This is a genomic window from Pontivivens insulae (genome assembly GCF_900302495.1).
GTDB classification, from domain to species: Bacteria; Pseudomonadota; Alphaproteobacteria; order Rhodobacterales; family Rhodobacteraceae; genus Pontivivens; species Pontivivens insulae.
On record NZ_OMKW01000004.1, the window covers coordinates 370912 to 396460 of the forward strand.

General features: G+C 62.7%; 20 protein-coding genes. 12 read left to right on the top strand and 8 right to left on the bottom strand.

The window, feature by feature from the left end:
• Position 1 precedes the first annotated feature (1 nt).
• On the top strand, positions 2-835 hold the full coding sequence (locus POI8812_RS15905) for an alpha/beta hydrolase (protein ID WP_108783583.1): 834 nt from the start codon (positions 2-4) through the stop codon (positions 833-835).
• On the opposite strand, the gene POI8812_RS15910 is transcribed toward POI8812_RS15905, so the two are convergent.
• Positions 832-1683: a bile acid:sodium symporter family protein gene (locus tag POI8812_RS15910; protein WP_108783584.1), complete on the bottom strand. Its 852-nt coding sequence runs from the start codon at positions 1681-1683 to the stop codon at positions 832-834. The genes POI8812_RS15905 and POI8812_RS15910 overlap by 4 nt on opposite strands.
• A gap of 182 nt (positions 1684-1865) precedes the next feature.
• Here POI8812_RS15910 and glpX point away from each other — a divergent pair, with 182 nt between their 5' ends.
• The 3 genes from glpX to POI8812_RS15925 all read left to right on the top strand — a co-directional run bounded on the left by glpX (position 1866) and on the right by POI8812_RS15925 (position 4973).
• A complete protein-coding gene (gene glpX, locus POI8812_RS15915; protein ID WP_181377209.1) occupies positions 1866-2834 on the top strand; it encodes a class II fructose-bisphosphatase in 969 nt (322 codons plus the stop codon).
• Positions 2831-3388 carry a cysteine hydrolase family protein gene (locus tag POI8812_RS15920; RefSeq protein ID WP_108783586.1) on the top strand — a complete coding sequence of 186 codons (558 nt, stop codon included), beginning with the start codon at positions 2831-2833 and terminating at the stop codon, positions 3386-3388. Before glpX ends, POI8812_RS15920 begins: the two co-directional genes overlap by 4 nt.
• Before the next feature lie 82 nt (positions 3389-3470).
• Positions 3471-4973, top strand: coding sequence for a GMC family oxidoreductase (locus tag POI8812_RS15925; protein ID WP_108783587.1), 1503 nt, complete (start codon positions 3471-3473; stop codon positions 4971-4973).
• 234 nt (positions 4974-5207) lie between these two features.
• Here the strand turns inward: POI8812_RS15925 and POI8812_RS15930 are convergent, their stop codons facing one another.
• The gene (locus POI8812_RS15930) at positions 5208-5912 is read right to left on the bottom strand and encodes a Crp/Fnr family transcriptional regulator (RefSeq protein WP_162844987.1); all 705 of its coding nucleotides are present in this window, start codon (positions 5910-5912) and stop codon (positions 5208-5210) included.
• Between the two features lie 68 nt (positions 5913-5980).
• On the opposite strand from POI8812_RS15930, the gene POI8812_RS15935 reads away from it, so the two are divergent.
• Entirely contained in the window at positions 5981-7909 is a 1929-nt protein-coding gene (locus tag POI8812_RS15935) for an FAD-dependent oxidoreductase (RefSeq protein WP_108783589.1), read from the top strand.
• Between the two features lie 62 nt (positions 7910-7971).
• Entirely contained in the window at positions 7972-8376 is a 405-nt protein-coding gene (locus POI8812_RS15940; protein ID WP_108783590.1) for a thiol-disulfide oxidoreductase DCC family protein, read from the top strand.
• 49 nt (positions 8377-8425) lie between these two features.
• Here the strand turns inward: POI8812_RS15940 and POI8812_RS15945 are convergent, their stop codons facing one another.
• From POI8812_RS15945 to POI8812_RS15960, 4 genes are all read right to left on the bottom strand, one after another.
• A complete protein-coding gene (locus tag POI8812_RS15945) occupies positions 8426-9418 on the bottom strand; it encodes a hypothetical protein (RefSeq protein WP_108783591.1) in 993 nt (330 codons plus the stop codon).
• A 13-nt stretch (positions 9419-9431) separates the two neighbouring features.
• Positions 9432-11369 (bottom strand): FAD-dependent oxidoreductase, encoded by a 1938-nt coding sequence (locus POI8812_RS15950; protein ID WP_108783592.1) that lies wholly within the window; start codon positions 11367-11369, stop codon positions 9432-9434.
• A gap of 94 nt (positions 11370-11463) precedes the next feature.
• A complete protein-coding gene (locus tag POI8812_RS15955; protein ID WP_147298298.1) occupies positions 11464-12513 on the bottom strand; it encodes a hypothetical protein in 1050 nt (349 codons plus the stop codon).
• Positions 12419-15148, bottom strand: a complete 2730-nt coding sequence (locus POI8812_RS15960) for an AAA family ATPase (RefSeq protein ID WP_146186186.1) — start codon at positions 15146-15148, stop codon at positions 12419-12421. The genes POI8812_RS15955 and POI8812_RS15960 overlap by 95 nt, the downstream gene beginning before the upstream one ends.
• Before the next feature lie 190 nt (positions 15149-15338).
• On the opposite strand from POI8812_RS15960, the gene kynU reads away from it, so the two are divergent.
• Positions 15339-16526, top strand: coding sequence for a kynureninase (gene kynU / locus POI8812_RS15965; RefSeq protein ID WP_108783595.1), 1188 nt, complete (start codon positions 15339-15341; stop codon positions 16524-16526).
• Between the two features lie 52 nt (positions 16527-16578).
• Positions 16579-17868, top strand: coding sequence for a cytochrome-c peroxidase (locus POI8812_RS15970; RefSeq protein WP_108783596.1), 1290 nt, complete (start codon positions 16579-16581; stop codon positions 17866-17868).
• On the opposite strand, the gene POI8812_RS15975 is transcribed toward POI8812_RS15970, so the two are convergent.
• The gene (locus POI8812_RS15975) at positions 17865-19349 is read right to left on the bottom strand and encodes an FG-GAP repeat domain-containing protein (RefSeq protein ID WP_108783597.1); all 1485 of its coding nucleotides are present in this window, start codon (positions 19347-19349) and stop codon (positions 17865-17867) included. The two genes, POI8812_RS15970 and POI8812_RS15975, sit on opposite strands and share 4 nt — an antisense overlap.
• Complete coding sequence (locus tag POI8812_RS15980) at positions 19342-20580, bottom strand: ROK family transcriptional regulator (protein WP_108783598.1); 1239 nt, start codon at positions 20578-20580, stop codon at positions 19342-19344. Before POI8812_RS15980 ends, POI8812_RS15975 begins: the two co-directional genes overlap by 8 nt.
• A gap of 234 nt (positions 20581-20814) precedes the next feature.
• Here POI8812_RS15980 and xylF point away from each other — a divergent pair, with 234 nt between their 5' ends.
• The 4 genes from xylF (at position 20815) to xylB (ending at position 25516) form a co-directional block, all read left to right on the top strand.
• On the top strand, positions 20815-21849 hold the full coding sequence (gene xylF / locus POI8812_RS15985; RefSeq protein ID WP_181377210.1) for a D-xylose ABC transporter substrate-binding protein: 1035 nt from the start codon (positions 20815-20817) through the stop codon (positions 21847-21849).
• A 150-nt stretch (positions 21850-21999) separates the two neighbouring features.
• Positions 22000-23301 (top strand): sugar ABC transporter permease, encoded by a 1302-nt coding sequence (locus POI8812_RS15990; protein WP_108783599.1) that lies wholly within the window; start codon positions 22000-22002, stop codon positions 23299-23301.
• Positions 23302-23315: 14 nt separating this feature from the next.
• Positions 23316-24071, top strand: coding sequence for an ATP-binding cassette domain-containing protein (locus POI8812_RS15995; protein ID WP_211310417.1), 756 nt, complete (start codon positions 23316-23318; stop codon positions 24069-24071).
• The gene (gene xylB, locus POI8812_RS16000; RefSeq protein WP_108783600.1) at positions 24071-25516 is read left to right on the top strand and encodes a xylulokinase; all 1446 of its coding nucleotides are present in this window, start codon (positions 24071-24073) and stop codon (positions 25514-25516) included. Before POI8812_RS15995 ends, xylB begins: the two co-directional genes overlap by 1 nt.
• Positions 25517-25549: the final 33 nt, after the last annotated feature.

The following is a 25549-nucleotide window of genomic DNA, read 5'->3' on the forward strand; positions in this document are numbered from 1 at the left end:
TATGTATCTCATGAGAATGGTGGGCTGTGCGCTGGCCCTTGGAACGCTGCTTGGCGCATGTTCCGCGGCTGATCTGATCAATCGCGGCATCGGGTCGGAGCGTGTGACGGAACAGACCGACCTTGCCTATGGTCCCGGTCCATGGGGAACCTACGACCTTTACACACCAGATGCGCCGAGCGGACCCGTGGTGGTGTTCCTGCAAGGCGGTGCCTGGGCTCAGGTTGAAAAGGGCTATTACCGCTTTGTTGGTGTGAAACTGGCCGAGGACCATGGTTGGACTGTCGCGATACCCGACTACACGCCCGGGCCCCGGGATCCCTTTCCCCGCTTTGTCGAAGATGCAGCCCGTGCCATCGAGACGATCCGCAGGGATGTGGCGGACGGTGCGCCGATCTGGTTGATCGGTCATTCCGCCGGTGCGCATATCGGCGCGCTGATCACCCATGATCCGTCCTATCTGGATGCATGCGAAGCCATTGCGGGGTTCGTGGGAATTGCCGGGCCCTATGATCTCGACACAATTGAGGATTGGCGTATGCCGCAACTCTTCCCGCCGTCACTGCGCGACCGGGCGCAGGTGATCAATGCAGTCGAGGGTGCTGCGCCGCCGACCTTGCTGCTCTATGGCCAGAACGACGATATCGTTGATCCTGAGAATATCGAGCGGTTCGAGGCGGCGCTGCGTGCGGCGGGCCAGCGGGTCGAGGCACGCATCTATGAGGATGTGCGCCATCTCGATATTCTGGGTGTGATCGGGGACCGGCTGGACAGCCCGGCCCCCACTCAAGCCGATATTGTACGCTTCGTCGCGGAAACGCCGCCGGGATGTTAGCCGCGGCCGCGCATCCATGCGACGAAGGGCAAGGCCACGAAATACATGGTGATGCCATAGACGCCTGAGGCAAGGGCGAAGGTCGACAGCGTTTCCCCGCCACCGATGATCGCACCCACGGTGATGCCCAGCGTGGAGTTTTGCACCCCTGCCTCAATCGCGATCGTGATCCGCTCGCGACGCTCAAGGCTGCCTGCGGCGCCAAGTGCATAGCCTATGCCCAGTGTGAGAATGTTGAGCACGATGAGCAGGGGGCCGAGGATTGGCAGGTTTTCGACGAAGACGCCCCAGTTGGCAGCCAGTGCGCCTACGACGATGACCACGAACAGCACGGTCGCGATGACAGAGATCGCCCGCTCGATCTTGCCGACGAAGCCTGCGGCCAGTGCGCGGATCAAAACGCCCAGACCGACGGGCACAGCGGTCAGCACAAACATGCTGATCGCCAAAGAGGTGACGTCAACCGGCGGGGCATCTGCCCCCATGAAGGCCCCCATGGAAAAGGCGACGATCAGCGGGACCGTGATGACGCTGAGCAGGCTGACAATTGCGGTCAGCGTAACCGACAGGGCCACGGCCCCGCCCGCCAGTTTTGTGATGATGTTCGAAGTCACTCCGCCGGGGGCGCAGGCCAGGATCATGACGCCCACCGCCAGTTCCGGTGGCAGGGAAAAGACCATCAGCAGCACATAGGCGATGATCGGCAGCAGGATCACCTGTGCGGCAAAGCCCAATGCAAAAGCCTTTGGCATGCGCAGCACGCGCCCGAAATCGCCCGGCGTCAGGCCGAGGCCCAGCGAGAGCATGATGAACGCCAGCGAAAGCGGGAGGAAAACGTCGAGCAGCATGGAGTGTCCCCGGTTTATGTTGGTTTTTTTGATCACTTTGCCCACGCGATGGGCGTATGCCTAGCCTAAACAGTGCATGTGACGCACCGAAACCGCTTTGAATTGGAAACAGGCGGCCACCCCCCTTGATCCGTGCGACGGCCTGCCGCAAGACAACTCCAAATGGCGCAATGGAGGCCCTTATGTCCAAAACCGACCCGATGTTTTCCGACCGTATGCTCAGCCTGGGCCTGGCCCGTGTGTCGGAGGCGGCGGCGATTGCGTCGGCAAAGCTGATCGGGTCTGGGGATGAGAAAGCGGCCGATCAGGCTGCGGTCGACGCGATGCGAAACCAGCTCAACATGCTCGACATCAAGGGTGTTGTGGTGATCGGCGAGGGGGAGCGGGACGAGGCGCCCATGCTCTATATCGGTGAAGAAGTCGGCACCGGTACGGGTCCGGGCGTGGACATCGCGCTCGATCCGCTGGAGGGCACGACGCTGACTGCGAAGGACATGCCGAACGCGCTTGCCGTGATCGCGATGGGGCCGCGCGGCTCGATGCTGCATGCGCCTGACGTCTACATGGAAAAGCTTGCCATTGGGCCGGGCTATCCGGAGGGCCTCGTCAATTTGGATATGTCGCCCACCCAGCGCATTCAGGTGATGGCCGCGGCCAAGGGCTGCCGCACCTCCGACGTGATGGTCTGCGTGCTGGAGCGTCCGCGCCATCAGGATCTGATTGCCGAGATTCGCGCCACCGGGGCGCGCATCCGCCTGATCACGGATGGTGATGTTGCTGGCATCATCCACTGCGCGGAGGCCGAGAAGACCGGGATCGACATGTATATGGGGTCGGGCGGCGCGCCCGAAGGTGTTTTGGCTGCCGCGGCCCTGCGCTGCATGGGCGGCCAGATGCAAGGCCGCCTTCTGTTCCGCAATGCGGATGAGAAAGCCCGTGCGGAAAAGGCCGGGATCACCGACCTCGATAAAATCTACAGCCGCGACGACCTGGTCACCGATGATGTAATCTTTGCTGCGACCGGTGTGACCGACGGTTCCATCGTGCGCGGCGCGCGCCGGGATGGTGACTATCTTGAGACGGAGACGATCCTCATGCGCTCGAAAACCGGTTCGGTCCGGCGCCTGATCTATCGTCAGAAAAACCATTGAACGGCCTGATCCTGATCGACATCCAGCGCGCCTTTGATGCGGCGCGCTGGGGTGATTATTGGGGTGCGCGCAACAACCCGGAGGCCGAGGCCAATGCCGGGCGCCTGCTGGAGACGTGGCGCAAGCGGGCCCTGCCGGTTTTTCATGTCTGCCATCATTCGACGAACCCGGCCTCGCCGCTTTATGGCGCGGATGGACAGGGTTTTCACCCGGCAGTGGAACCGCTGGCCGAAGAGCTTGTCTTCCCGAAATCGGTCAATTCGGGTTTCATCGGGACGGACCTTGAGGCTGAGCTGCGAGCTGCGGGATGTGACGCCGTGACGATTGCCGGTCTGACCACACCGCATTGCGTTTCCACCACGACGCGCATGGCGGCAAATCTGGGCTTCGACGTCACCCTCGTCCATGATGCCTGTGCGGCCTTCACCCAGAATGTCGATGTCGCCTGGCGCGGGGGTCAGATGCCCTCTGCCGAGCAGATCCACGATGCGGCGATTGACGCGTTGAGCGTGGAGTTCGCGACGATCCGGGCGACGGCAGATTTGCTGGGCTGAGCGCCGCCTCCGGCGGGGATATTTGAGCCAAGAAGAAGAGCCGGGTGCTTGACGCAGACAGGCGACTGCGCGTCCATGCGTCATGGCTGATGCAGATCTGATCATCGTAGGTGCCGGGTCCGCCGGATGTGCCCTTGCCGGGCGACTGGCCGAGTTGGGCCATAAGCGCATTCTTGTGCTTGAGGCGGGACCGAGCGACGCGCATCCACTGGTGCGCATGCCCTTTGGTCTTGTCTGGTTGATGGGAAGCGGGCGGGACTGGTCCTATCGCTCGACCGCGCAGGCCCATGCGGCTGGGCGCGATATATCCGTGCCGCGCGGCCGTATGGTCGGTGGGTCAGGCTCTATCAATTCAATGGTATGGTTTCGGGGGCAGCGCTCGGACTTTGACGGTTGGAATGTACCTGGATGGGATGCCGATGCGGTCTGGCCGAGTTTTGAAGGAGTGGAGGCGGCGGTGCGTCCTGGCCCGTTGCCGGACCCGCACAGGCTGACGCGCGACCTCGCACAGATATTTCCGGGCCAATCCGTTCCGGTTCCCGAGGCCGAGAGCGCGGGGCCATTCCGGGTGAACATGCGGCGGGGGCGGCGTTGGTCAGCGGCCGATGCGTTTTTGCGCCCGGCGCTGCGCACAGGCGCCGTCGAACTGCGTACCGGTTGCGAAGTCGATCGCCTCATCTTCGAGGAGGGGCGTGCCGTTGGCGTGCTGCTGGGCGATGGGCGGCGGGTGCGGGCAGCCCGTGGCGTTGTGATGGCTTGCGGCTCAATCGGGTCGCCGGCGATTCTGATGCGTTCGGGGATCGGTCCGGCTGCACATCTGCACGCGCTGGGCATTGAGCCGCTTGCGGATCGGCAGGAGATCGGGCGCAACCTGCATGACCATCCGGCTGTCCCCGTGTTTCACGAGGGCGCAGGCTCCGGCTATGGGTTGACTGTCGGGCAGCTACCGCTTTGGGCCTTGGCACCGCTGCGCTGGTCACTGACCGGGCGGGGGCGCTTTGCCTCGAACTCCGTTGAAGGGGGCATGTTCTTCGATGCAAGCGGGCAGGGCGGTGCGCCCGATTGTCAGGTGCATTTCATCCCCGCCCGATTGGGCCATAAGGGCCGCGCCATCGGATGGGGGGCTGGTTACTATGCCGATGTCTGTCTGTGCCGCCCGAAATCGCGTGGGGTGCTTCAATTGAAATCTCCCGATTGGCGCACAGCCCCTGACATTGACCTGAACCTGTTCTCGGTCGACGAAGATTTGGAGGTGCTTGCCCAAGGCCTGGCACGGTTGCGCAGCCTGCTGGCTCAGGCGCCGTTCGGGAAACGACATGCGCCAGAGGTGTTTCCCGGGCCTGCTCTGAAGGGCCATGACGCATTGCGGGAGGATATTCGCGCGCGGTGCGGCACGGCCTATCACCCTGTGGGCACGTTGCGCATGGGGAAAGAGTCGACTGCGCCAGTGGCCCCCGATCTGCGCCTGCGCGGGGTCGAGGGGGTTTGGGTTGCAGATGCCAGCATCATGCCAAATGTGACCAGTGCGAACACAAATGCCCCGTCCATGATGATCGGCTGGCACGGCGCTGCCCTGATGACCTGATTTGCCCGGGAAGATTTTTGCGAAATCGCGCGAAACTGTGCGCATGGTCACCGAGGAATCACCGGGTTTGCTCGTAACGTCCCGTCATCAACGAGTTACCCATCCATCCCGAGGTGACCGTTGCCCGTGTTGCCTCCGGCTACGTCCCGCGGAAGCAATGCATTCGACCGGGAGCCTGCACGCCCCCCGTGGGTTCCCGGTCACCCCCGCCCCCTCGGACACATTTGGATGAGGTCACGTTGCCTTGATGCGATCCGCGATAGTCATAAGCCCGTCCGCGTCGCGAATGACGACGCGCTGGCGGTGGGTTTCGATCAGTCCTGCGCTCGACAGGGCCGACATCTCGCGGCTGACGGCCTCTCGGTTTGCGCCGACCCTTGCACCGATTTCCGCATGAGTGGGCACGCCCATCACAACGCCGCCATCGCGCATGACGTCCGCCTCTACCGCCATGCGCAGCAGGAACAGGCACAGGCGGTCTGCCAGCTTCAGCGCTGTCAGTTCAAAGCTGCGCTGGGTCAGGTCGCGCACGCGGGCGGCAAGGTCCTTGAGAAGCTTCAGCGACATATCCGGTTGATCGGCCAGAAGCTCACGAAAGGCCGCTCCGGGCACGCGGGTCAGCCGCGCCTCGGTCCGTGCATAGATCGAGGCGGAGCGTGTCCCGCCATCCAGGGCGTTGAGCTCTCCGAAATACTGGTTGGTGGAAATCTCACCCAGCGCGACCTCACGCCCTTTGCCCGACAACAGGATCGCGTTCATCCGGCCGGAATGGACAAGGAACATATCCTCGCCCTCATCCTCATGCTCCAGCACCATCGAGCCGCGCGGAACCGTCAGCGTCTCGCAAGAGGCGGCAAAACGTTCGAGCCTGTCTGTCGGAACATCGGCAAAAAGTTTAAAGGCGCGCAGCTGTGCGATCTGCGGTATCCGTCTGTTCAAAACCCTGTCCCCCCGGCACATTGGTCACACCTGTCCGACCAATTCGGTAAATTTCGTAAGGCATACCAATGAGCAAGACAAGCAAGACCCGCGTTCTGATCCTGGGCGGCGGCTGCGGGGGAATGGCCGCAGCCTATACGCTGGGGGCCACGGCGCAGCGGCGGGAGGCATTTGACGTAACGCTGGTCAGTCAGGGTTGGCGGGTCGGCGGCAAGGGGGCCAGCGGGCGACGCACCGATGAGCATGACATGATCGAAGAGCATGGATTGCACATCTTCCTTGGGTTCTACCGCACTGCCTTTTCGATGCTGCATGAGGCTTATGGCAAGCTGGACGGTGCGCGCGATGGCGTGTTTGAGAGTGTCGCCCATGCCTTTACGCCGGATCGCAAGGTCACGCTGTGGGCGGCGCCCGGCAATGGTGGGGGGGACGGATGGGCCGAGTACACGCTGCATGCCCCACGCTGGCCGGGCAAGCCGTGGGAGGGAAGCGTCGATGATCTGCGCCATGCGCCGGAACGTTTGGCCAGCATGCTCTATCGCCACTCGCAGCCCGTCGACGTTGACAGTGATCTGCCAAAGGCTGCAACGCGTCAGGCGCCAGATGCGCCCCATGCCGCGGCCGGGATCATGGACAGTTTCCTGGATCGCCTGCGCGAATTGGGTGAGGACATTCGCCTGACCTGGCATGTCCTGGGCGATCTTTTGGAGCTGGGGGGGGCGGTGCTGCGCGGGTATTTCGCCGACATCCTGCCCCATGGCTGGAATGCTTGGGACCGGATCAACGATGTCGATTTCCGCAAATGGCTGATCTCGCACGGTGCCAGTGAGAAGGCCGCGTGGTCCGAGACCGTGCGCGTGATCTATGATCTGGCCTTTGCCTATATCGGCGGACGCGGACGGACCGAGGAATATGCCGACATTGCTGCGGGCGCCTGCCTGAAACTGGTGCTTGATCTTTGCGCGGGGTATCGCGACGCGCCGATGTGGCGCATGAATGCCGGTATGGGGGATACGGTGTTCACCCCGCTCTGGAAATGTTGTGAACGTCAGGGGGCCACGTTCCGCCTGTTCCGTCGGGTGAGCGGGATCGAGACGGATCGATCGCGCATCACCAGAGTTCGCCTTCAAGTGCAGGCAGAGACCCTTGGCAACTATGATCCGTTCGTGCGTGTCAAATCCCTCGATTGTTGGCCGTCTGAGCCGAAATGGGATCAGTTGCAGGGGGGTGATGCCCTGCGGGGCATCAACTTCGAGAATCCGTGGCAGCACCACAGCCTGCGCGAGGAAGTGTTGGACGTGGGTCGTGATTTTGATGAGGTGATCCTGGCGATCCCCCCACGCGCGGCAGAGCCGATTACGACCCAGTTGGCCGAGAGCAATCGCGACTGGGCTGCGATGCTCGACAAAGTGGGGCGGTTCAGCGTACCGACCCATTCGGTCCAACTCTGGTTTGATCGGGACAGCGTGGCCGCTGGATGGCATGAGGCGGGCGCGATCAGCGGGGCTTATGTCGCTCCGCTCGGAACGTGGGCAGACATGTCTGAATTGCTGGCTGAGGAGACGTGGCCCGCAGGCACCGCGCAGAGTTGCCAATACCTCGTCGGCGTGGTGCCGATGCCCGATTTCGTGCCACCGATCAGTGTTGAAATGCCCGACGCGATTGAACGGGCCAATGCGCTGGGCCAGGGCATGACACAGGATTGGCTGGATGAAAGCGCAGGTGCACTTTGGCCTGATCTGATGGGGCCGGATGGTTTCAATATGGACGCGGTTCTGGGTCAGTACGATCACATCAACATCGCGCCGACCGAGCTGTATGTACGCACCCCGCCGGGGTCCATAGCCTATCGTTTGCCGCCCGATTGGGATGGGTTTGCAAATCTGTCGCTTGCCGGGGACTGGACGATCACCTCGATCAATGGGGGATCAGCTGAGGCGGCGTTGGAATCTGGCAAGGCGGCGGCAGACGCGCTCTGCGCACGCGACGGCCTGTGACCCTATGACAGATGGCGTTCTCTGCCCCTGCGTCCTACCTTATGTGTCGAAGGAGAGATGCGATGGCTGACACACCTGCTGAACCCAAGGCGACTGTCTACTATGATGGCTCCTGCGCTCTTTGCTCTGCCGAGATTGGTTTGTATTCCCGTCAAAAAGGGGCTGAAGGCGTCTGTTTTGTCGATATTTCGCAAGAGGGCGCGGATGCCGGTGCGGATCTGGATCGCACGGATGCGATGAAGCGGTTCCATGTCCGCGACGCCGACGGCACATTGCGATCCGGGGCGCGCGGTTTCGCGCATCTCTGGCTGCAATTTGACCGGTGGCGCTGGCTGGCACGGATCGCCGCAATTCCGGGGATCGCGCAGCTTCTCGAACTGCTCTATCGCGGGTTTTTGCCAGTGCGTCCGCTTTTGTCCCGGATCGCACGCCGATTGGGCGCGCGCCCGGTGAATGATCAGGGCTGAACGCCCTGGAAAATTCTTTGAATCCTCGGTCGTGGAGGGGAGAGGGGCGTCAGCCCGCCTCCCACAACGTGACGCCGTTCAGTGTCGTAAAGTCGAACTCCACCCAGAACGCAAAGCGCACATCCGTGGTCAGAATGTCACCATCCACAGAACCATGCAGCCCCAGATCGTTGACGATCTGGTGGCTGTCACACATCCGCACGCTGGCCTGCCAGTCGCCGGGCAACAGTCCGCCACGATGGACGGCGTCCAGATGGGCAGGGCTTTCACACACCGCCTGATAGCAGGCGCGCTGCCAGTCTTCCGCCGCGCGGAATTGCTTGAGATTCACAACATGCACGTTGAAATCAAAGGCGAGCCGGGCGATGTCGAAGGCGAAATCCGTTGCACCCTCGACCACCGTTTCGAGCAAACCACGCTCATGCCGCATTTCGCGCTTGATGGCGTGCAGCAAACCTTCCGCATTGTCGAACTCGGTCTGCGCATCGGTGAGAGGTTTGGTACCTTGAACGGTCACGATTTCCGCATGCTGGGCGCGGGTCGTGTCTGAAAACGTCGGGAAAATGGTTGTTGAACAGACAAAGCGGCTCTCCCCCGGTTCGGGCAGGTCGATCACCCCCAATGTCTTGCGATAGCCCCAGATCTCACGCCCGACGACGAGGCCAGTGTCCACATTGATGAAAAGGTAAGGGACAAAGAAGGTGAGACGCGGCAGCAGGCGGCCCTTTTTCCACTCCCACATTGGGATCCAGAACATGCATTCCCGATCTCCCTGCACGCCGATTGTCTGGCTGAGCGACGTGGCCGTCTCCACTTCCAGATAAGTCAGCAGCACACTGTCAGAGACTGGCGTATATCGCAGATCTGGCGCGCAGGCGCTGTTCAGCTGGCTGTCGAGCAGGGCCTGAACCTTGTCGCGATCTGCCGCGATGTTGAATGCGTAGGACCGTGTGCCCTTCAGTTGCAGCGGTTGGGGAAAGCAGATTTCCCCATGTCCAAGGCGATCCACATAGCGGGGCAAATGGCTGACATCTCTGCTCATCGGTCTTGGTCCTTTAAAGGTAGTGTTCGCCCGGCACATGCCGGGGGCTGCCGCAAATCGCGCGGGAGGCTTGCTTGCCACTCATCACCGCGCCTTCCACACAGGTCGTGTTCAGGCCGGTCTTGGTGTAGCAACCGGTCAGGGTCAGGTTTTCGATCCCCGTCTCGTCAACCTTCAATCGCAGGGCAACCTCGCCTGCGGCGGCACCGACCGTGCATTCCGAGGGGTCGATATTGGCCCGCAGATAGAGCGCCCGGGGCGGGATCGCGCCCTCTGGCCGATTGGGCCAGGCCTCGTGGCCCCAGGCGGTGACCCAGTCCTCAAAGCTTGCGGTGACTTCCGCCATCGCCTCTGCCTGTGCATCCGCATTGGCCGGGGCACGGTAAAGTGTCGTGTTATAGGCGCCGCAAAGGTAATGAACCGACCCGCTGTGCAGGCCCTCTGCGGGCAGGGTCTGGCTCATATCCGCCCAGATGTCCCAGGGCTCTGGCCCTCCGACCGTGGCCGGGCGCTCCCGCCAGCCCAATTCCTGCGTGTCTTGTGGCAGCCAGACTTGCGCGGCCAGGGTCGGTACGATCCCAGTGCCTTCGACCATGCGGGCAAAGCGCCCACCCCGGTCCAGCAGCTCTTGCGCGAGGCTCGGCTCCTCATGATTGAGGCGTTTGAGAGCGCCGATGCTGATGCCCAGAACGATCTCATCAAAATCGGTGCCCCGCACCAGCTCGACCGGAGCGGTGGGGTAGCCGGGCGACCAATGGTTTTCGAAATCAACACCGGCCTGCTGCAAGGCCCGGCCATCGACAAGCTGGTCCCAGTAGGGCTCCGCAGGCCAGGTCGGAATGCCTCGGATCACCTTGGTTGCCGTGTAGTCGCCGATCAGCTCTGCCTGCCGCGCCAATGTGACCTTGTCGATCCGGCCCTTGTCTTCAGACAGGTGCAAATGCGTGGTTTTGTGAAAGAAGTTGAATGTCACGCCACGCGCACGCAGCACGTCATACATGGGGGCTACAACGGCCTCTCCCATTCCGGCTTTGATCGTGAACATGACCGACTCTTTATAGGTCGTGCAGATGCGCAATATCACCCGCAGCGCTGTGCCCGTGCCGCAGGACGGCGCGGAGTGGTTGCCGTTCACATACCAGAAGCAGCAATCATAAATCGCGCGCACGACCGAGGAATGCGTGACCATTTCGACATCCGCACCGTGAGAGATCAGCCAGTCGCGAAACTCCACCGCGTTCAGCTCATCAAGTGACTTGCCGCGCACGACGATGTCCCACATCGCACCGCGCAGGAAGGCAAATCCCAATGCCAATACATCGCGGAACAGGCCCGAAAGCGGTACGGCATTCGCGTCTCCGGGTGCGAATTGCGCCTCAAGCTGCGCCATTCGGTCATGCAGATCGCGCCCGGGATCCCCGTTGTCGAGCGCCTTTGATACGGTGTGCAGCACCGCCTCATGATCAGACGTGTCGTGCTCGGTGCGTCCAAGCAATTCGCGCAACAGATTGGCCAGCTGCGACAGCATTCCCCGAAAGCTGAGATTGACGTGCCCGTTCCCACGCTCGTCATCATTGGTGGGCCAGGTCACATTGTAAAAGCCCCAATCATCAGGAGAGATTTCCGTCCACAGCGGGGTGTAGTTCTGTGGCTCGAACGCGTCGAACCCCGTGCGGTAGGGGCAGTTTGAGGGGCGATCCTCCCACTCGGCATAGACATCGCGCAGCATTGCCCAGGCGTTGTCATAGCACCCGAACCAGAAATGCAGGCCATGTTCCAGAATGCGGCCCTGTTCATCGCGGCCAGTGGCGCATTTTCCGCCCAGCCGCCACCCCATCTGCCAGATGCTAACATCGTGCTTCGCACGCAATTCCGGCGTGGCGGTCAGTTCCAGTGCGGTGGTCAGCGCGCTGATGCCGCCACCCAGAATCGCGATCTTTCGCTTGGTCATGAAGGGGGTCCGTCGTTCGTCTCATGATCTGCCATGGCTTGCGGCCAATGTCCGAACCGCTTGCCGCTGCGGCAAGTGTCAAAACGCACAGTTCTCATCGCTTTTGTTCGTCTGGCCAAAGCTCAGGTGAAATTTCGAGTGCGCTGAGCGTGGCGTGCAGCAGATCGGCGCTGCGTGTCTGGGCGTTTTGCAGGCTCACGGCACGGCTGCGCGCAAATTGAAGGCGCGCGCGACCGGCTTTGCCTTGCGCGCTGTCATGCATGGCCTTGGCAAAATGCAGTGTGGGTCGCGCCACGGGCAACGTGCGTGCCAGCCGGGCGGCGATGGTGCGGGCGCGCTGAAGCCGCTGGATCGCGACAGGCGTGCCCGGATCGGTCAGTGCGGCGGCGACGGTCAGCGCATCCAGCGCTGACGCCACATGCCATGCGGCTGGCGGGCGCCGTTCAGCCAGATCGAGGGCGCGCGCCACGGTCGCGCGCGCGCCTTCGCGATCCGAACACCGCAATTGGGCCAGCGCTGCGATCGACAATGCGCCCAGACGATCTGCCTCGTTCAATTTTGGATGATCGAGCAATGCTATTAGCGCGTTCAATTGATCGGTATCCGGCCTTTCGGCCCCACGCATCGCGGTGAGCAGATGCGCCCAGAGCGACCAAACGCGGATTTGAGCGCTTGTCCGGATATCTGCCGCAGCATCCAGTTCGGCATGGAAAGGGGACGAACGCGGTGGTCCTTCGCGCGCCAGATCGGCATGAACCAAGGTCGCCATGGTTTGTTGCCAACGTCCGTCTGCCCCGAGATCTTTGTAGAGGTCCGCGGCCTCCACCCCGGCTGTTCGGGCCACCGACCAATCGGCACGACCTGCGTGTAGAACCAGTGCGACGAGCGCGGCGAACGCAATATCCGGGGGATTATCGCCAGCGGCGGCTGCCGCGCGTGCACGGCGGGAATATCCGTCAGCAAAGCGGCGTAGCCCAGCGGTCTCCAGCCCGATGGATAGGGCTGCAAATCCGGCGACCGTTTCCGCGACACTGCCCGTCCGCTCCGCTTCATTCAGCGATTGAAGGGTGTGGAGCAAAACCAGATCGGTTTCCCCATCGAAATAGGCGATCTCTGCCAGGTGCTTGCGGGCCAGCGCGCTCATCGCCATTCGCTCGTCCGGGATGATGCGGGGCGCGCGGGTCCGGTGGCGCAACTGCCGACCCAAAGCGGTGGAAATCGCAGCCGCGCGTCCCCTCTGGGATCGTGACGTCAAGATCGGCCAGAAGATCGGTCAGACATTGGCGGGCGTGGGCCAGCTCGACGTCTTCAAGTGCAGCCGTGCCCTCGATCAAGGCCAGCTTTTGCAGCCGCGCGCGGCTGACCTGATCGCCTGCGTCAGCGGCCAGACGGCGCGCCTGAGCCGCATGGGCAATCGCTGTTCCATAGGCGTGGGCCTTCACAGCGTCCTGGGCCATACGCTCATGACACGTGATGGCCTCGGCCAATTGCCCGGCCCCGGCCCAATGCCGCGCCTCCTGCGCAAGATCACCGGCAGTCCCCCGCTCTGCGATCCGCAAATGCAAGCCAGCACGGGTGCGATAGGGTAGCGCCTCATAGGCGACTTCGCGGATCACGGCGCTGGGCACGAAGGCCCTTCCGGTCGGACTGGTTTCCAGCAAACCGGCGCCTTTGAGCGTCGCAATCCCGTCTGAGACGTCTTTGACCGCCAATTCCGAAAGGCTTGCAATGTCATCAGAGTCGAAAGGTTCGCCGAGTACGGCGGCAATGGACAGGATCGCGCGTTGTTCGGAGGGCAGCGCGTCGAGACGGCTGAGCGCGAGGTCGCGCAGGCCGCTTGCCTCGGACGCCCCGACGCTCAGGCTGCCTGACCCATCCGTCACGAGGCGCAGGGCCCCGCCCTCGTCGATCAAGCTGCCATCGCCGAGCATGGCCTCCACCAGTTCGCGCAGGTGCAGGGGGTTGCCGCCCGTCCGCTCCATCAAAAGGCCCAGTGCTTCCGGCTCGCAATTGGCGGTCTTGGTCTGCGCGCAAATAAAACTGCGCGCGTCCTCAGCACGGAACGGGGTCAGCAACACCTCCGCCTCGGTCGGTGCAATGTCAGCCTCGGTTGGTGCGCTCAGGATCAGGCGCAGGGACCGGCGCGCGCTTGCCTGGATCAGCAGCTCGGCGCTTTCCCGATCAAGCGTTTGCGCGTCGTCAATCACGACAAGGATTGGTGATGTCGCCCGACGTGAAAACAGATCCAATTGTGTGGCGAGGTTAGCCGCTGTTTGCTGCGCCTCGGCGGCAGGTTGCGCTTCAGGATCCAAGGCCCTGATCACACGATTGAGCCCGGCCAGCGGTTGGGTGATCGCGCCGGGACGTGGCACGGTTTGAACCGCAATCCAACCACCCGCGCGGGCAGCCTCGGTCGCTGCTGCACACAGCCGCGACTTGCCCAAGCCCGATGCGCCCCGCACGGTGAGGCTGCGTGTCGATGTTTCGGGGTTGAGGAGGGCGGCGAGACTGTCGGGCAAGGCAATCGGCGCCTTACTGGCCGCACTGCGCCAGCGCCGCAGCACCCGCGCGGCGTGAACCGGCCCGCGCGCGCCTTTCAAATCGTCAATGGTTTCGGGGGCCAGATCGAACTGCTCTGAGACCGCAGCGCCCGTGGCCTCGTCGACCAGTACGGTATCGCCTTGCCGCTGCATCAGCCGCGTCGCAAGCGCGCTGGGCCATCCAAAGGCCGAAACAGCCCGCACCGGTCCACTTCCAAGTGCCGCCACAAACATCCGGCCACTTGCGACTCCAATTGGCATGTCTCGCGTTTTTTCCGACCTGCGCAGGTTGAGCGCGGCATCGACGGCGCGCACCACGCGCTTTTCGGGGCCAGCGGGCGGCAGCCCGAAGGCTGCGTGCAGGATCACGCCTTTCTCTTCGGCCAGCACATTGATGGCGAGGCCCTGCCAGAGTTCGATTTCAGCCAGGACTGCCTGCAATCGCATGTCGAGCTGTTCGGGTGAGAGGCCGGCAGGGCCCGCACCTTCGGACAGGTCAATCGACAGGATCGTCAGGTCGCGGAAAAATGCGTTTCCCGCCTCTGAAAGGGCCAACCGGCTTGTCGCATCCTGCCAAACGAGCGACAGCGGCGCCCGGTCATGTCGCGGGAAGGGCCAGATTTCAGATGCCGGGGCGGGCGCACCGGACCAGACAGGCTGACCCTGTGCGACGAGTTGCGGCTGATCATCCCAGTCCGCTATGACGGCATCGAGCGATAGGCCAGATGCCTGGGCGGCGGCGGCCAGATCCGGCTCTAACATCGTGCGGCCGGCTGGCGTCTGTGCGTTGAGCAGGGCCGCCCGCAGAGGGGCTGAGCCGGACAGCAACCAGACCTCTCCGTCACCGGGCGGTTGGTGCCGCGACAACGCGACATCTCCACGGGCAAGGCTGATCCGGCAGGTTAAACCCATTGGCATAGAGTCGTGACATATCTGCGCTGCGGCGATGGCATTGCAAACCGCCTGCGCGCCCTCTCCGTCGGGCCAGAAGGCCGTCAGTGCATCGCCGACCATCCCTCCGATGATTCCGCCACGCGCCCGGCACGCATCGATCACGGCACAGAAGTAGCGGTCGAGCTCTGCCGCGAAGGCTTCTGCGCCTGCGGGTCCACGCCGCTGTGCCTGCCGGGCCAACAGGGAAAATCCCACCAAATCAGCATGCAGGACAACGGCATTGCCTTGATGCCCGCGCACAGGGCGCGCGCGCCGGTCCGGCGAAGCTGGCGGGTCGTGTCTCAACCTGATCTGTCCCTTGCATCCCGACTGTCTGTCCCGGCCGGGTCTGTCCGCGGTCACCTTATCAGGCCAGCAACGGTAATGGATAGTTTTTCGTCCAAGCGGTCAAAAGCACGCGCTGACCGGTGCAAGCAAGGGGTTTCCAACCCGCGCATTCGCTTCTAGCGTTCGGCCAGATTTGACAGGATTTCCCATGACAGACTTTGCCGCCACCCGCACCCTGTTTCACTTGCCCGAGGGGATGATTTACCTCGACGGAAACTCCCTTGGCCCCTTACCGAAAGCAGCACAGGCGCGTCTGACCCAAACCCTGGCCGACGAATGGGGTGAGATGCTGATTACCGGCTGGAACAAGGCGGGTTGGATGGCGCAGGCCACGGCATTGGGGGACAGGATTGCACCATTGATCGGCGCAGAGCCGGGCAGCGTGACCTGCGGCGACACCTTGTCGATCAAGGTCTATCAGGCGCTTGCCGCCGCGCTCGACATGACGGATCGCAAGATCATTCTCAGCGATACGGGCAATTTCCCCTCTGATCTCTACATGGCGCAGGGGCTGATCGGCGCGCTGGATCAGGGGCATGAGCTGGTGACGGTCGCACCCGAGCGGATTGCCGAGACATTGAGTGAGGATGTTGGCGTTCTGATGTTGACCGAGGTCGACTACCGCTCCGGACGAAAGCATGACATGGCCGCGCTGACGAAGGCCGCACAGGCGTTGGGGATCATCACGATCTGGGATCTGGCCCACAGTGCGGGAGCGTTGCCCGTTCACCTGTCCACATGCAACGCCGATTTCGCGGTCGGGTGTACCTACAAGTATCTGAACGGCGGGCCGGGGGCCCCGGCCTTCATCTATGTAGCCCCCCGGCATGTGGAGCAGGTGCGTCCGGCGCTGTCGGGCTGGTTGGGCCATGAAGCGCCCTTTGCCTTTGATGCGGATTACCGTCCCGGTGGCGGTATTGAGCGTATGCGCGTCGGCACGCCGCCGATCCTGCAATTCGCCGCACTTGATGCCGCGCTCGATGCGTGGGAGGGAGTCGATCTGCACGATCTGCGTGCAGCGTCCATCGCCTTGTCCGAGCGCTTCATTGCAGAGGTCGAGGCGCGCACCGATCTGGTGCTGGCCTCCCCCCGCGTGGCCGAGCAGCGCGGCTCGCAGGTCAGCTTTGCCCATCCACACGGATATGCGGTGATGCAGGCATTGATCGCGCGCGGTGTGGTGGGCGATTTCCGTGCGCCTAACCTGATCCGCTTCGGGTTCACGCCGCTCTACCTGTCAGAGGAGGAGGTCGTGCGCGCCGCCGAAATCCTGGCAGAAATTCTGGAGTCAGGCAGCTGGGACCGCCCGGAATTTCATGCACGATCCGCTGTGACATGATGCTGTTCGAAAGAGGCTTGCATCCTAGTCGTTTGCGGGACATCGTCTTGACATGAAACGAATATTGCTCTGTTCCCTGTTGGCCGCTCCGGCTGGCGCGCAGGAGTTTTCCGCCCCGACGGATGCGGATTACTTTCCCATCAATCACGCCTTGGCTGAGATCGGGCGTGATCTGTTTTTCGATCCGATCCTGTCGGGCAATCGCACGATCTCTTGCGCCACCTGTCATCACCCCGACCATGCGACGGCAGACGGTGTCGCATTGAGCCTGGGTGAAGGCGGGCAAGGGCTGGGACCGGAACGCGTGGCGAGCACCGACAACCCGCCAGAGCAGCGCATTCCGCGCAACGCGCCTGCGCTTTTCAATCTTGGCGCGCGGGAATTCACCGTGATGTTCCATGATGGTCGGCTGGAAGCGGACGAAACCCGTCCCGGCGGCATCCGCACCCCATTGGGGCAGGACATGGTTTCTGGGTTCTCGGGCGTGTTGTCGGCTCAGACCATGTTCCCGGTTCTGTCCGATGATGAGATGGCGGGACATTATTCAGAGAATGATATCTCGCAGGCGGTCCGGCAGGGGTTCATCACCGGAGAGCAGGGCGCGTGGGCGCTGATCAGCGCGCGTGTTGCCGCATTGCCGGGCTACGCGGATCGTTTCGAGGCCGTGCTGGGCACCCGCGATATCGGCTTCACCGACATTTCGGATGCGGTGGCGGAGTTCATGGCGCTTGAATGGCGCTCTGATCAGAGCCCGTTCGATGCCTATCTGCGCGATGGGACGCCGTTGCCCGACGCGGCTGAGCGCGGGCGCATTCTGTTCTATGGTGAAGCGGGCTGTGCCGAGTGTCATTCTGGCCCCTTCCAGACGGATCACGATTTTCATGCGCTCGCCATGCCGCAGGCCGGGCCGGGAAAGGCCGCGAGTTTTGAGAGCCACGCCCGTGACGAAGGCCGTCTGCGTGTCACCGGCGACCCGGCTGATGCCTATGCGTTCCGCACGCCGTCCCTGCGCAATGTGGCGCTGACCGGGCCGTATTCCCATGCCGGGGCCTATGCGACACTGGAAGGGGTGATCCGTCATCACCTGAACCCAGCAGAGTCCCTGATCAGCTATGATCGCACGCAATTCGTTGTACCCGCCGGGTTTGACGACTGGCAGGTTCTGGACGGTCCGGATCTGGAGCCGCTATTGGCCAGTGCGCCCGCACCCGGCCCGCAACTCGATGACGCAGAAATCGCGGACATCATCGCGTTTCTCGAGGCGCTGACCGATGAGGCGAGCGTGGCCGGACGGCTCGGAATTCCCGATACTGTTCCCAGCGGTCTGCCGATTGACCGTTAACGGTTGAGCCTGTGCCGCGCGCCTGCGGTCAGCTCCTGCCACGGGCTGACCGTGCCATCAGGCCAATGCAGGCGGGCACGGGTCGAGGTCAGGTCGCCAATTCCGAAATGATGGCCGACCGCCTGCCCGCCACCATGGCCACCGCCGACGGTTATTTCGCGCCATTGGGTGCCGTATGGCCCTTCCAGCTCAATGAACCCGCCCACCGCACGCGTGTTGGGTGCTGCGTCCCGCACATCGATATGAACCCAGTTGCCGGTCTCGGTGCTGACATTCCGGTAGACAAGGGCGGGCGCGCGTCGGTTGATCACAACCAGATCGAGCAGCCCGTCCGCGTTCAGATCCACCATCGCCCCGCCACGACCCCGCGCCAGAGACGCGATGCCCGCCACGTCGCCAACCTCAACAAAGCGTCCATCGGCGTCCTGCATCAACAGGTTGTCCGGATCGTCATGGGCAAGGCCCGGCATCTGATCGACATTGCCCTTCGCGATAAACAGATCATCGCGCCCGTCATTGTTCATATCCCCGAACTCTGAGTGCCAGCCGGTTGAGGGCCGTCCATCCCCGCCTGTGTAGGGACGTTGAGAGGCCGTGCCGCGGTCAAAAGGTGCATCTGCCCAGCCATGCCCCCCCTGATTGATCTGAAGCCGTTGGTCGCCCATCGACGTGAGCATCACTTCAGCCGTTCCATCCCCATCCAGATCGCGGCTCGCAATGCCCATGCCCCAAAGGAGATGTGTCTGCCAGCCATCCTCCTCGGTCAGCAGGCGCGGTTCCGCGCTGAGCGTCCACATCTGCTCAGACCCGCCGCGCACGTAATAGTGTCGGTCATTGCTCATCCGAAGCATCGGTGTGCCGGAGCGCGTCGCATCCGAGATCAGAATCGAAAGCGGACAGAACCCCGGTTCCAGCGCCTCCGCGGCGAACGCTTCACCCGTCCAGCGGTGCAACTCATTCGCATCGCATGCGCCGAAGGGCCCCTCGGGATCGGTGCGATCCACATAATTGCCGATGGCCAGCGCGGGCGCCCCGTCGAGCCAGGTGGCGCTGAAGGCGGTGGACCAGCGCGTCCCGCCCTCAAAGCCCCAATCCTCATTGGCGCGCTCAAACCCACAGGATCCATCGCCGCGCAGCAGCAGGTTCTCGCCCGCGCGCAATACTGCTAGGTCGAGCTTGCCGTCCCCATCCACGTCGAGCGGCCACGCCCCTGTCACATCCGTATGGGGCAGGGTGGATGTTTCAAACTGCAGGGGCGCACCGGCATCAGAGCGGTTCACCGCCAGCGTCATCGGCTCCGCGCCACCGGCCATCACAAGATCGGGCCGCTGATCGCCATTGCAGTCGAGCACGGCGACACCGCCGCCAACGAAATGCTCCCACCCACCGACATATTCGTGGACGAACCCGGCTTCCTCGACGAAGAGCGGTCCGGCCTGTGCGGGTCCGGCGGCCAAGAGCAGCGCAATGGCCTTACGCATCGACCGATCCCCGCGCCATGATCTGATCAGACAATCGGTCTAGCGCATAGGCTCCCGCGCCCTTCGCCCATAGCTGATCTTCCCACTTGTGAACCCGAAACTCGACCGGCTCTCCGCCCAGATCGAGGGAGTTTGCCGCCATCTCCGCCTGCACGTCCCCGGAATAGAGATAGTCATATCGCATTTGTTCGCCGGACAGGATCACCAGCTCGGGATCGAAAATATTGCAGATATTGGCAAGCCCGATGGAGAATTGCCGCGCTGCGCGGCGAAAGATCGAGCGTGCCGCCATGTTTCCCGCCTTGGCCTCCGCAAAAAGCTGTTCCAACCGCTCGCTGGGGTTGTCGGGGGCATGGGGCAGGGCGGTTCCCGCCTCGCGCAACAGGGCATAGTCAGCAACATAGGCTTCCAGACAACCGCGTTGCCCGCACCGGCACAACGCGCCTTCGGGCTGGATCTTCATATGTCCGAATTCTACGCCGCGCCCCCGCGTGCCACGATAAAGCCGATTGTTGATCACGATCCCCATGCCGACACCCTGTTCGATGGTGACGACCAGAAAATCGCGCATTGTCCGCCCGACACCGAACCACAACTCGGCCATGGCCAGCAGGTTCACGTCATTGTCGATAAAGACCGGGCGACCCAAGGCGGCCGTCAGCGCTGGGCCAACGGCGACATTGCGCTCAGGCAAGAGCGGACACCAATGGACGACCCCGCGCGAGGCATCGACGAAGCCGGGCACACCGATCCCAATGGCCGACAGATCCTCCATGACCAGACCGGCCTTGTTCAATCCATCCGTGAGTGTGGCGCGCACGTGATAGATCAGCGCATCTGGATCGGCTGGATCCAGCCGCGTGCGCATGAAACTCTCCGCAAGTATCCGCCCCTGAAAGTCGAGGATCACCAGCGAGGTCACCTTGTCCCCCAGCTTGAGCCCGGCGACCACATGCGCATCGGCGCAAAGACGCAGCGAGACGCGCGGACGCCCACGCGCCTTGCCGTTGTTGGGCGTATCGTGGGTCTCTTCAATCAGACCCTCATTCATCATGGCGGCTGTCAGTGTAGTCACAGTGGCCGGGCTGATTCCCAAATCACGGGCGATATCGACGCGCGCAATCTCTCCGGCCGCTCTGATTCTGGCGAAAATCAGGTCGCGTGCACTGCCTTCCGATGCGGATTGCGAGACGCCTGCTGGTCCGTACCCTGTCACTTCGTTCCCCACCATTTATTTTTCCAATCCAATTTAAACCGCTTTGAATTGGGTTTTATTGCACCCGCGAACACGTCTGGGCGTCCTATTTATGGGTTAGCGTGCAAATTTCCCGGTTTCGGGTCAAATATTATTTTGACAAACGAATTTAATTGTCCATTCTGAGGCTGTCCAAAGCCGCCGGACCGTTCGGCGGTGCGTAAGACACCAATAATGTGGTCGCTATGGCCACGTCCACGGGAGGATAACATGAACACCATCAAGCTGATTTCCGCAGCTGCCATCATGGCTGCCGGTTTCGCAGCCCCGACCCTTGCACAGGACCTGACGGTTGGCGTGAGCTGGTCCAACTTCCAGGAAGAGCGTTGGAAGACGGATGAGGCCGCGATCGTTGCAGCTCTCGAAGCGGCAGGCGCAACCTACATCTCGTCCGACGCGCAGTCCTCTGCCTCCAAGCAGCTGTCCGACGTCGAGTCCCTGATCGCTCAGGGCGCGGACGCGCTGATCATCCTGGCACAAGATGCCTCGGCCATCGGCCCGGCAGTTGAGCTTGCGGACGATGAAGGCATTCCGGTTGTTGCTTATGACCGCCTGATCGAAGATCCGCGCGCCTTCTACCTGACCTTCGACAACGTCGAAGTTGGCCGCATGCAGGCCCGTGCCGTGCTGGAAGCACAGCCCGAAGGCAACTACGTGATGATCAAGGGCTCCCCGACCGATCCGAACGCAGACTTCCTGCGCGGCGGACAGCAGGAAGTGATCCAGGCGGCTGTTGATTCCGGTGCGATCACCATCGTTGGTGAAGCCTACACCGATGGCTGGCTGCCTGCGAACGCACAGCGCAACATGGAGCAGATCCTGACCGCGCAAGACAACAACGTTGACGCAGTGATCGCCTCCAATGACGGCACCGCAGGCGGTGTTGTTGCAGCGCTTACCGCTCAGGGCATGGAAGGTATTCCTGTCTCCGGTCAGGATGGTGACCACGCCGCGCTGAACCGCGTTGCGCTGGGCACGCAGACTGTCTCCGTCTGGAAAGATGCACGTGACCTCGGCCGCGCAGCAGGCGAAATCGCCGTGGCGCTGGCAGGCGGCACAGACATCTCTGGCATCGACGGTGCAGAGCAGTGGACCTCCCCGGCCGGCACCGAGATGTGGGCTGAGTTCCTTGAGCCGGTTCCTGTGACCGCATCCAACCTGGGCGACGTTGTCGAAGCAGGCTGGATCGAGCAGGAAGCACTCTGCCAGAATGTGCCCGCGGGCACCGTCGAGGTTTGCGGCTAAGTCGCAACTTCCCCGCATCCCGGCTCGGCCAGTGGGCCGGGATGCACCCCCACACAATTCCACAATTCACACCGACCGGGCATGAGGCCCGAACCGACGCCGCCCACACGGCATCGGACGATTGCGTATAGTTTAGGGACACGTACGACGATGAGTCAGTCAGGCACCGCAGAAACGGCCGGAACCCCCGCCGCCCCACCACAGCCCAAAGGCTTTGCCGCACTGGGTCTCGACATGCGCCTTGTCGGCATGATTGCCGCACTCTTTGTGATCTGGATCGCATTTGCCGCCTTCACGGATGGCCGCTTCCTGACACCGCGCAACATTTTCAACCTGACGATCCAGACCGTTTCCGTGGCGATCATGGCCACCGGCATGGTCTTTGTGATCGTCACCCGCCATATCGACCTGTCTGTCGGATCGCTTCTGGCCGTCTGTTCGGCTGCCATGGCCATGCTGCAAACGCAGTTCCTGCCCGACCTGCTGGGCCTGGGGTCTCCGTTCATCTGGATCATCACGATCATCTGCGGCCTGATCGTCGGCACTGCAATCGGTGCATTTCAGGGCTGGATGGTCGGCTACCTGACGATCCCGGCCTTTATCGTGACGCTGGGCGGCCTGCTCGTCTGGCGCAACGTGGCATGGTACATGACCAGCGGTCAGACCATTGGCCCGCTCGACCCCACCTTTTCCATCTTCGGTGGCATCAACGGCACGCTGGGTGAGACCGTCAGCTGGATCATCGGTATCGTTCTGACCATTGGCGCCATCGCGCTGCTCGCGCAGTCCCGCCGTGCGAAAGCCTCCCACGGCTTCCCGGTGAAGCCCATGGGCGCAGAGATTGGCCTCGGCGTGATCTTCGCAGGCTCGATCCTCGCCTTCATCTGGGTTTTGAACGCCTACACCATCCCCGAGCGTCGGCTTGAGCGGATGTTCGAGGCGCGCGGCGAAGTGCTGCCCGAGGGGCTCGTGATGGGCTACGGCCTGCCCGGCTCGGTCCTGCTGCTGATCGTGATTGCGATTGTCATGACCGTGGTTGCCCGGCGCACCCGTCTGGGCCGCTATATCTTCGCAACCGGCGGTAACCCGGACGCGGCAGAGCTTTCGGGCATCGACACACGCATGCTGACGGTCAAGGTCTTCGCCATCATGGGCGCGCTCTGTGCGATTTCCGCCGTTGTCGCTTCGGCGCGTCTGACCAACCACTCGAACGATATCGGCACGCTCGATGAGCTGCGCGTGATTGCGGCCGCTGTCATCGGGGGCACGGCGCTTGCGGGTGGTATCGGCACGATTTACGGCGCGATCCTTGGTGCGCTTATCATGCAGTCCCTCCAATCGGGCATGGCCATGGTCGGCGTGGACGCACCGTTCCAGAACATCGTCGTCGGCTCGGTCCTGGTGCTCGCCGTTTGGGTCGACATCATCTATCGCCGCCGCGCGGGTCTTTGAGAGGAGTTGAGATCATGAATACCGGAACCCCTCTCGTCGAGATGAACAACATGTCCATCGCCTTTGGTGGTGTGCAGGCGGTCGATGATGTCAGTGTGAACCTCTACCCGGGTGAAGTTGTGGGCCTTCTGGGCCACAACGGCGCGGGCAAGTCGACGCTCATCAAGATCCTGTCCGGCGCGTACAAAGCGGATAGCGGTGAGATCAAGGTGAACGGCACGCCCGTCACCATCAACTCGCCCCGTGATGCGCGCGCCAACAATATCGAGACGATCTACCAGACGCTCGCTCTGGCCGACAATCTGGATGCGGCCTCGAACCTCTTCTTGGGGCGTGAGATCACCAACGCCTTCGGGATGGTGAACGATGACGCGATGGAGGCGGAGACGCGCAAGATCATGGCGCGGCTCAACCCGAACTTCAAAAAGTTCGGCTCCCCCGTCTCCGCGCTCTCTGGCGGTCAGCGTCAGTCCGTTGCCATTGCCCGCGCCGTCTATTTCAACGCCAAAATCCTCATCATGGATGAGCCGACAGCCGCCCTCGGTGTGCATGAGACACAGATGGTCGCCGAACTGATCGAGGAGTTGAAAAAGCAGGGCATCGGGATCTTCCTGATCAGCCATGACATTCAGGACGTCTTCAAGCTGTGCGATCGTGTCAGCGTGATGAAGAACGGCCAGCTTGTCGGGACTGAGCGCGTCGAGGATGTGACCGAGGATGATGTGCTTGGCATGATCATTCTGGGCAAACAGCCGCAAAGGGCAGCCTGATGTATCTGGGCCTCGATCTGGGCACCTCCGGTTTGAAGGGGGTGCTTTTCACCGAGGATCAGGTGCTTGCCGATCAGGCCACCGCTCCACTCAGTGTGGAGCGGCCCCACCCGGGCTGGTCCGAGCAATCCCCGGCGACGTGGTTGCAGGCGGCGACCCATGTGCTCGACACTTTGGCCGCCCGCAATGATCTAAGCGCGGTTCGCGGCATTGGTCTTTCCGGCCAGATGCATGGGGCGACCTTGCTGGATGCGGCGGATGACGTGCTGCGACCTTGCATCCTTTGGAATGACACCCGCTCTCATGTCGAGGCGGCGGCGATGGATGCTGATCCTCGCTTCCGCCAGATCACCGGCAATATCGTCTTTCCCGGCTTCACGGCACCAAAGCTTGCATGGGTGCGGGCCAATGAACCCGCTATCTTTGCGCGGGTCGCGAAAGTGCTCTTGCCCAAGGATTACTTGCGTCTCTGGCTGACCGGAGAGCATGTGGCCGAGATGTCGGATGCAGCGGGCACCAGCTGGCTCGACACCGGGGCGCGCGACTGGTCTGATGATCTTTTGAGCGCGACCGATCTGTCCCGCGATCACATGCCCCGGCTCGTCGAGGGGGCAGATGTGTCCGGCACGATCCGTGCGGCGCTGGCTGATCGTTGGAATATGCGATCAGATGTGGTTGTCGCCGGTGGGGCAGGGGACAATGCGGCCTCGGCCATTGGCATGGGTGTCGTCAAGGCGGGGCAGGCCTTCCTCAGCCTTGGCACCTCCGGTGTCTTGTTTGCCGCCACTGACAGCTACGCGCCCGACCCCGACACGGCGGTGCATAGCTTTTGCCATGCCTTGCCCGGACAGTGGCACCAGATGGGGGTGATCCTTTCGGCGACGGATGCGCTGAACTGGTTCGCCCGCGGTGTCGGCAGCAATGCCGCCGCGCTGACCCTTGCTTTGGGGGAGGAGGTCCAGGCCCCCGGTGACGCAATCTTTCTGCCCTATCTCGGGGGGGAGCGGACACCGCATAATGATGCGGCCATACGCGGGGCTTTTGTTGGTCTTGCCCATGGCGCCGATACGGCCAGCCTGACCCGCGCAGTGTTGGAGGGCGTGGCCTATGCCTTTGCTGATTGCCGCGATGCGCTCGCGGCAACTGGAACGACGCTCGAAAGGGCCACGGCCGTCGGAGGCGGCTCTTTGTCGACCCATTGGTTGCAGATCCTTGCGAACGCCACCGGCTTGATCATCGACGTGCCGGAAGATGGCGACTTTGGCGGTGCTTTCGGCGCGGCCCGGTTGGGTATGATGGCCGCGCACGGAGCCGGGGCAGAGCTTGCGACACCACCGCGGATCGCGCGCTCGATCCAACCACAGGCGGATCTGGTTCCGGCCTTTGCCGCAGCGCATGAGCGCTATAAGGCGGCCTATCAGGCGCTGCGCGGCTTATCGGGGTGACTGGACAGGGGCGGCGGACCTGCTTAGGTCTGC

Excerpts from the sequence above, each read along its gene's own strand:
- POI8812_RS15905 (WP_108783583.1), top strand. The coding sequence starts at position 2 with ATGTATCTCATGAGAATGGTGGGCTGTGCGCTGGCCCTTGGAACGCTG.
- POI8812_RS15910 (WP_108783584.1), bottom strand. The coding sequence starts at position 1,683 with ATGCTGCTCGACGTTTTCCTCCCGCTTTCGCTGGCGTTCATCATGCTC.
- glpX (WP_181377209.1), top strand. The coding sequence starts at position 1,866 with ATGTCCAAAACCGACCCGATGTTTTCCGACCGTATGCTCAGCCTGGGC.
- POI8812_RS15925 (WP_108783587.1), top strand. The coding sequence starts at position 3,471 with ATGGCTGATGCAGATCTGATCATCGTAGGTGCCGGGTCCGCCGGATGT.
- POI8812_RS15935 (WP_108783589.1), top strand. The coding sequence starts at position 5,981 with ATGAGCAAGACAAGCAAGACCCGCGTTCTGATCCTGGGCGGCGGCTGC.
- POI8812_RS15940 (WP_108783590.1), top strand. The coding sequence starts at position 7,972 with ATGGCTGACACACCTGCTGAACCCAAGGCGACTGTCTACTATGATGGC.
- POI8812_RS15945 (WP_108783591.1), bottom strand. The coding sequence starts at position 9,418 with ATGAGCAGAGATGTCAGCCATTTGCCCCGCTATGTGGATCGCCTTGGA.
- POI8812_RS15950 (WP_108783592.1), bottom strand. The coding sequence starts at position 11,369 with ATGACCAAGCGAAAGATCGCGATTCTGGGTGGCGGCATCAGCGCGCTG.
- POI8812_RS15955 (WP_147298298.1), bottom strand. The coding sequence starts at position 12,513 with ATGAGCGCGCTGGCCCGCAAGCACCTGGCAGAGATCGCCTATTTCGAT.
- kynU (WP_108783595.1), top strand. The coding sequence starts at position 15,339 with ATGACAGACTTTGCCGCCACCCGCACCCTGTTTCACTTGCCCGAGGGG.
- POI8812_RS15970 (WP_108783596.1), top strand. The coding sequence starts at position 16,579 with ATGAAACGAATATTGCTCTGTTCCCTGTTGGCCGCTCCGGCTGGCGCG.
- POI8812_RS15975 (WP_108783597.1), bottom strand. The coding sequence starts at position 19,349 with ATGCGTAAGGCCATTGCGCTGCTCTTGGCCGCCGGACCCGCACAGGCC.
- POI8812_RS15980 (WP_108783598.1), bottom strand. The coding sequence starts at position 20,580 with ATGGTGGGGAACGAAGTGACAGGGTACGGACCAGCAGGCGTCTCGCAA.
- xylF (WP_181377210.1), top strand. The coding sequence starts at position 20,815 with ATGAACACCATCAAGCTGATTTCCGCAGCTGCCATCATGGCTGCCGGT.
- POI8812_RS15990 (WP_108783599.1), top strand. The coding sequence starts at position 22,000 with ATGAGTCAGTCAGGCACCGCAGAAACGGCCGGAACCCCCGCCGCCCCA.
- POI8812_RS15995 (WP_211310417.1), top strand. The coding sequence starts at position 23,316 with ATGAATACCGGAACCCCTCTCGTCGAGATGAACAACATGTCCATCGCC.
- xylB (WP_108783600.1), top strand. The coding sequence starts at position 24,071 with ATGTATCTGGGCCTCGATCTGGGCACCTCCGGTTTGAAGGGGGTGCTT.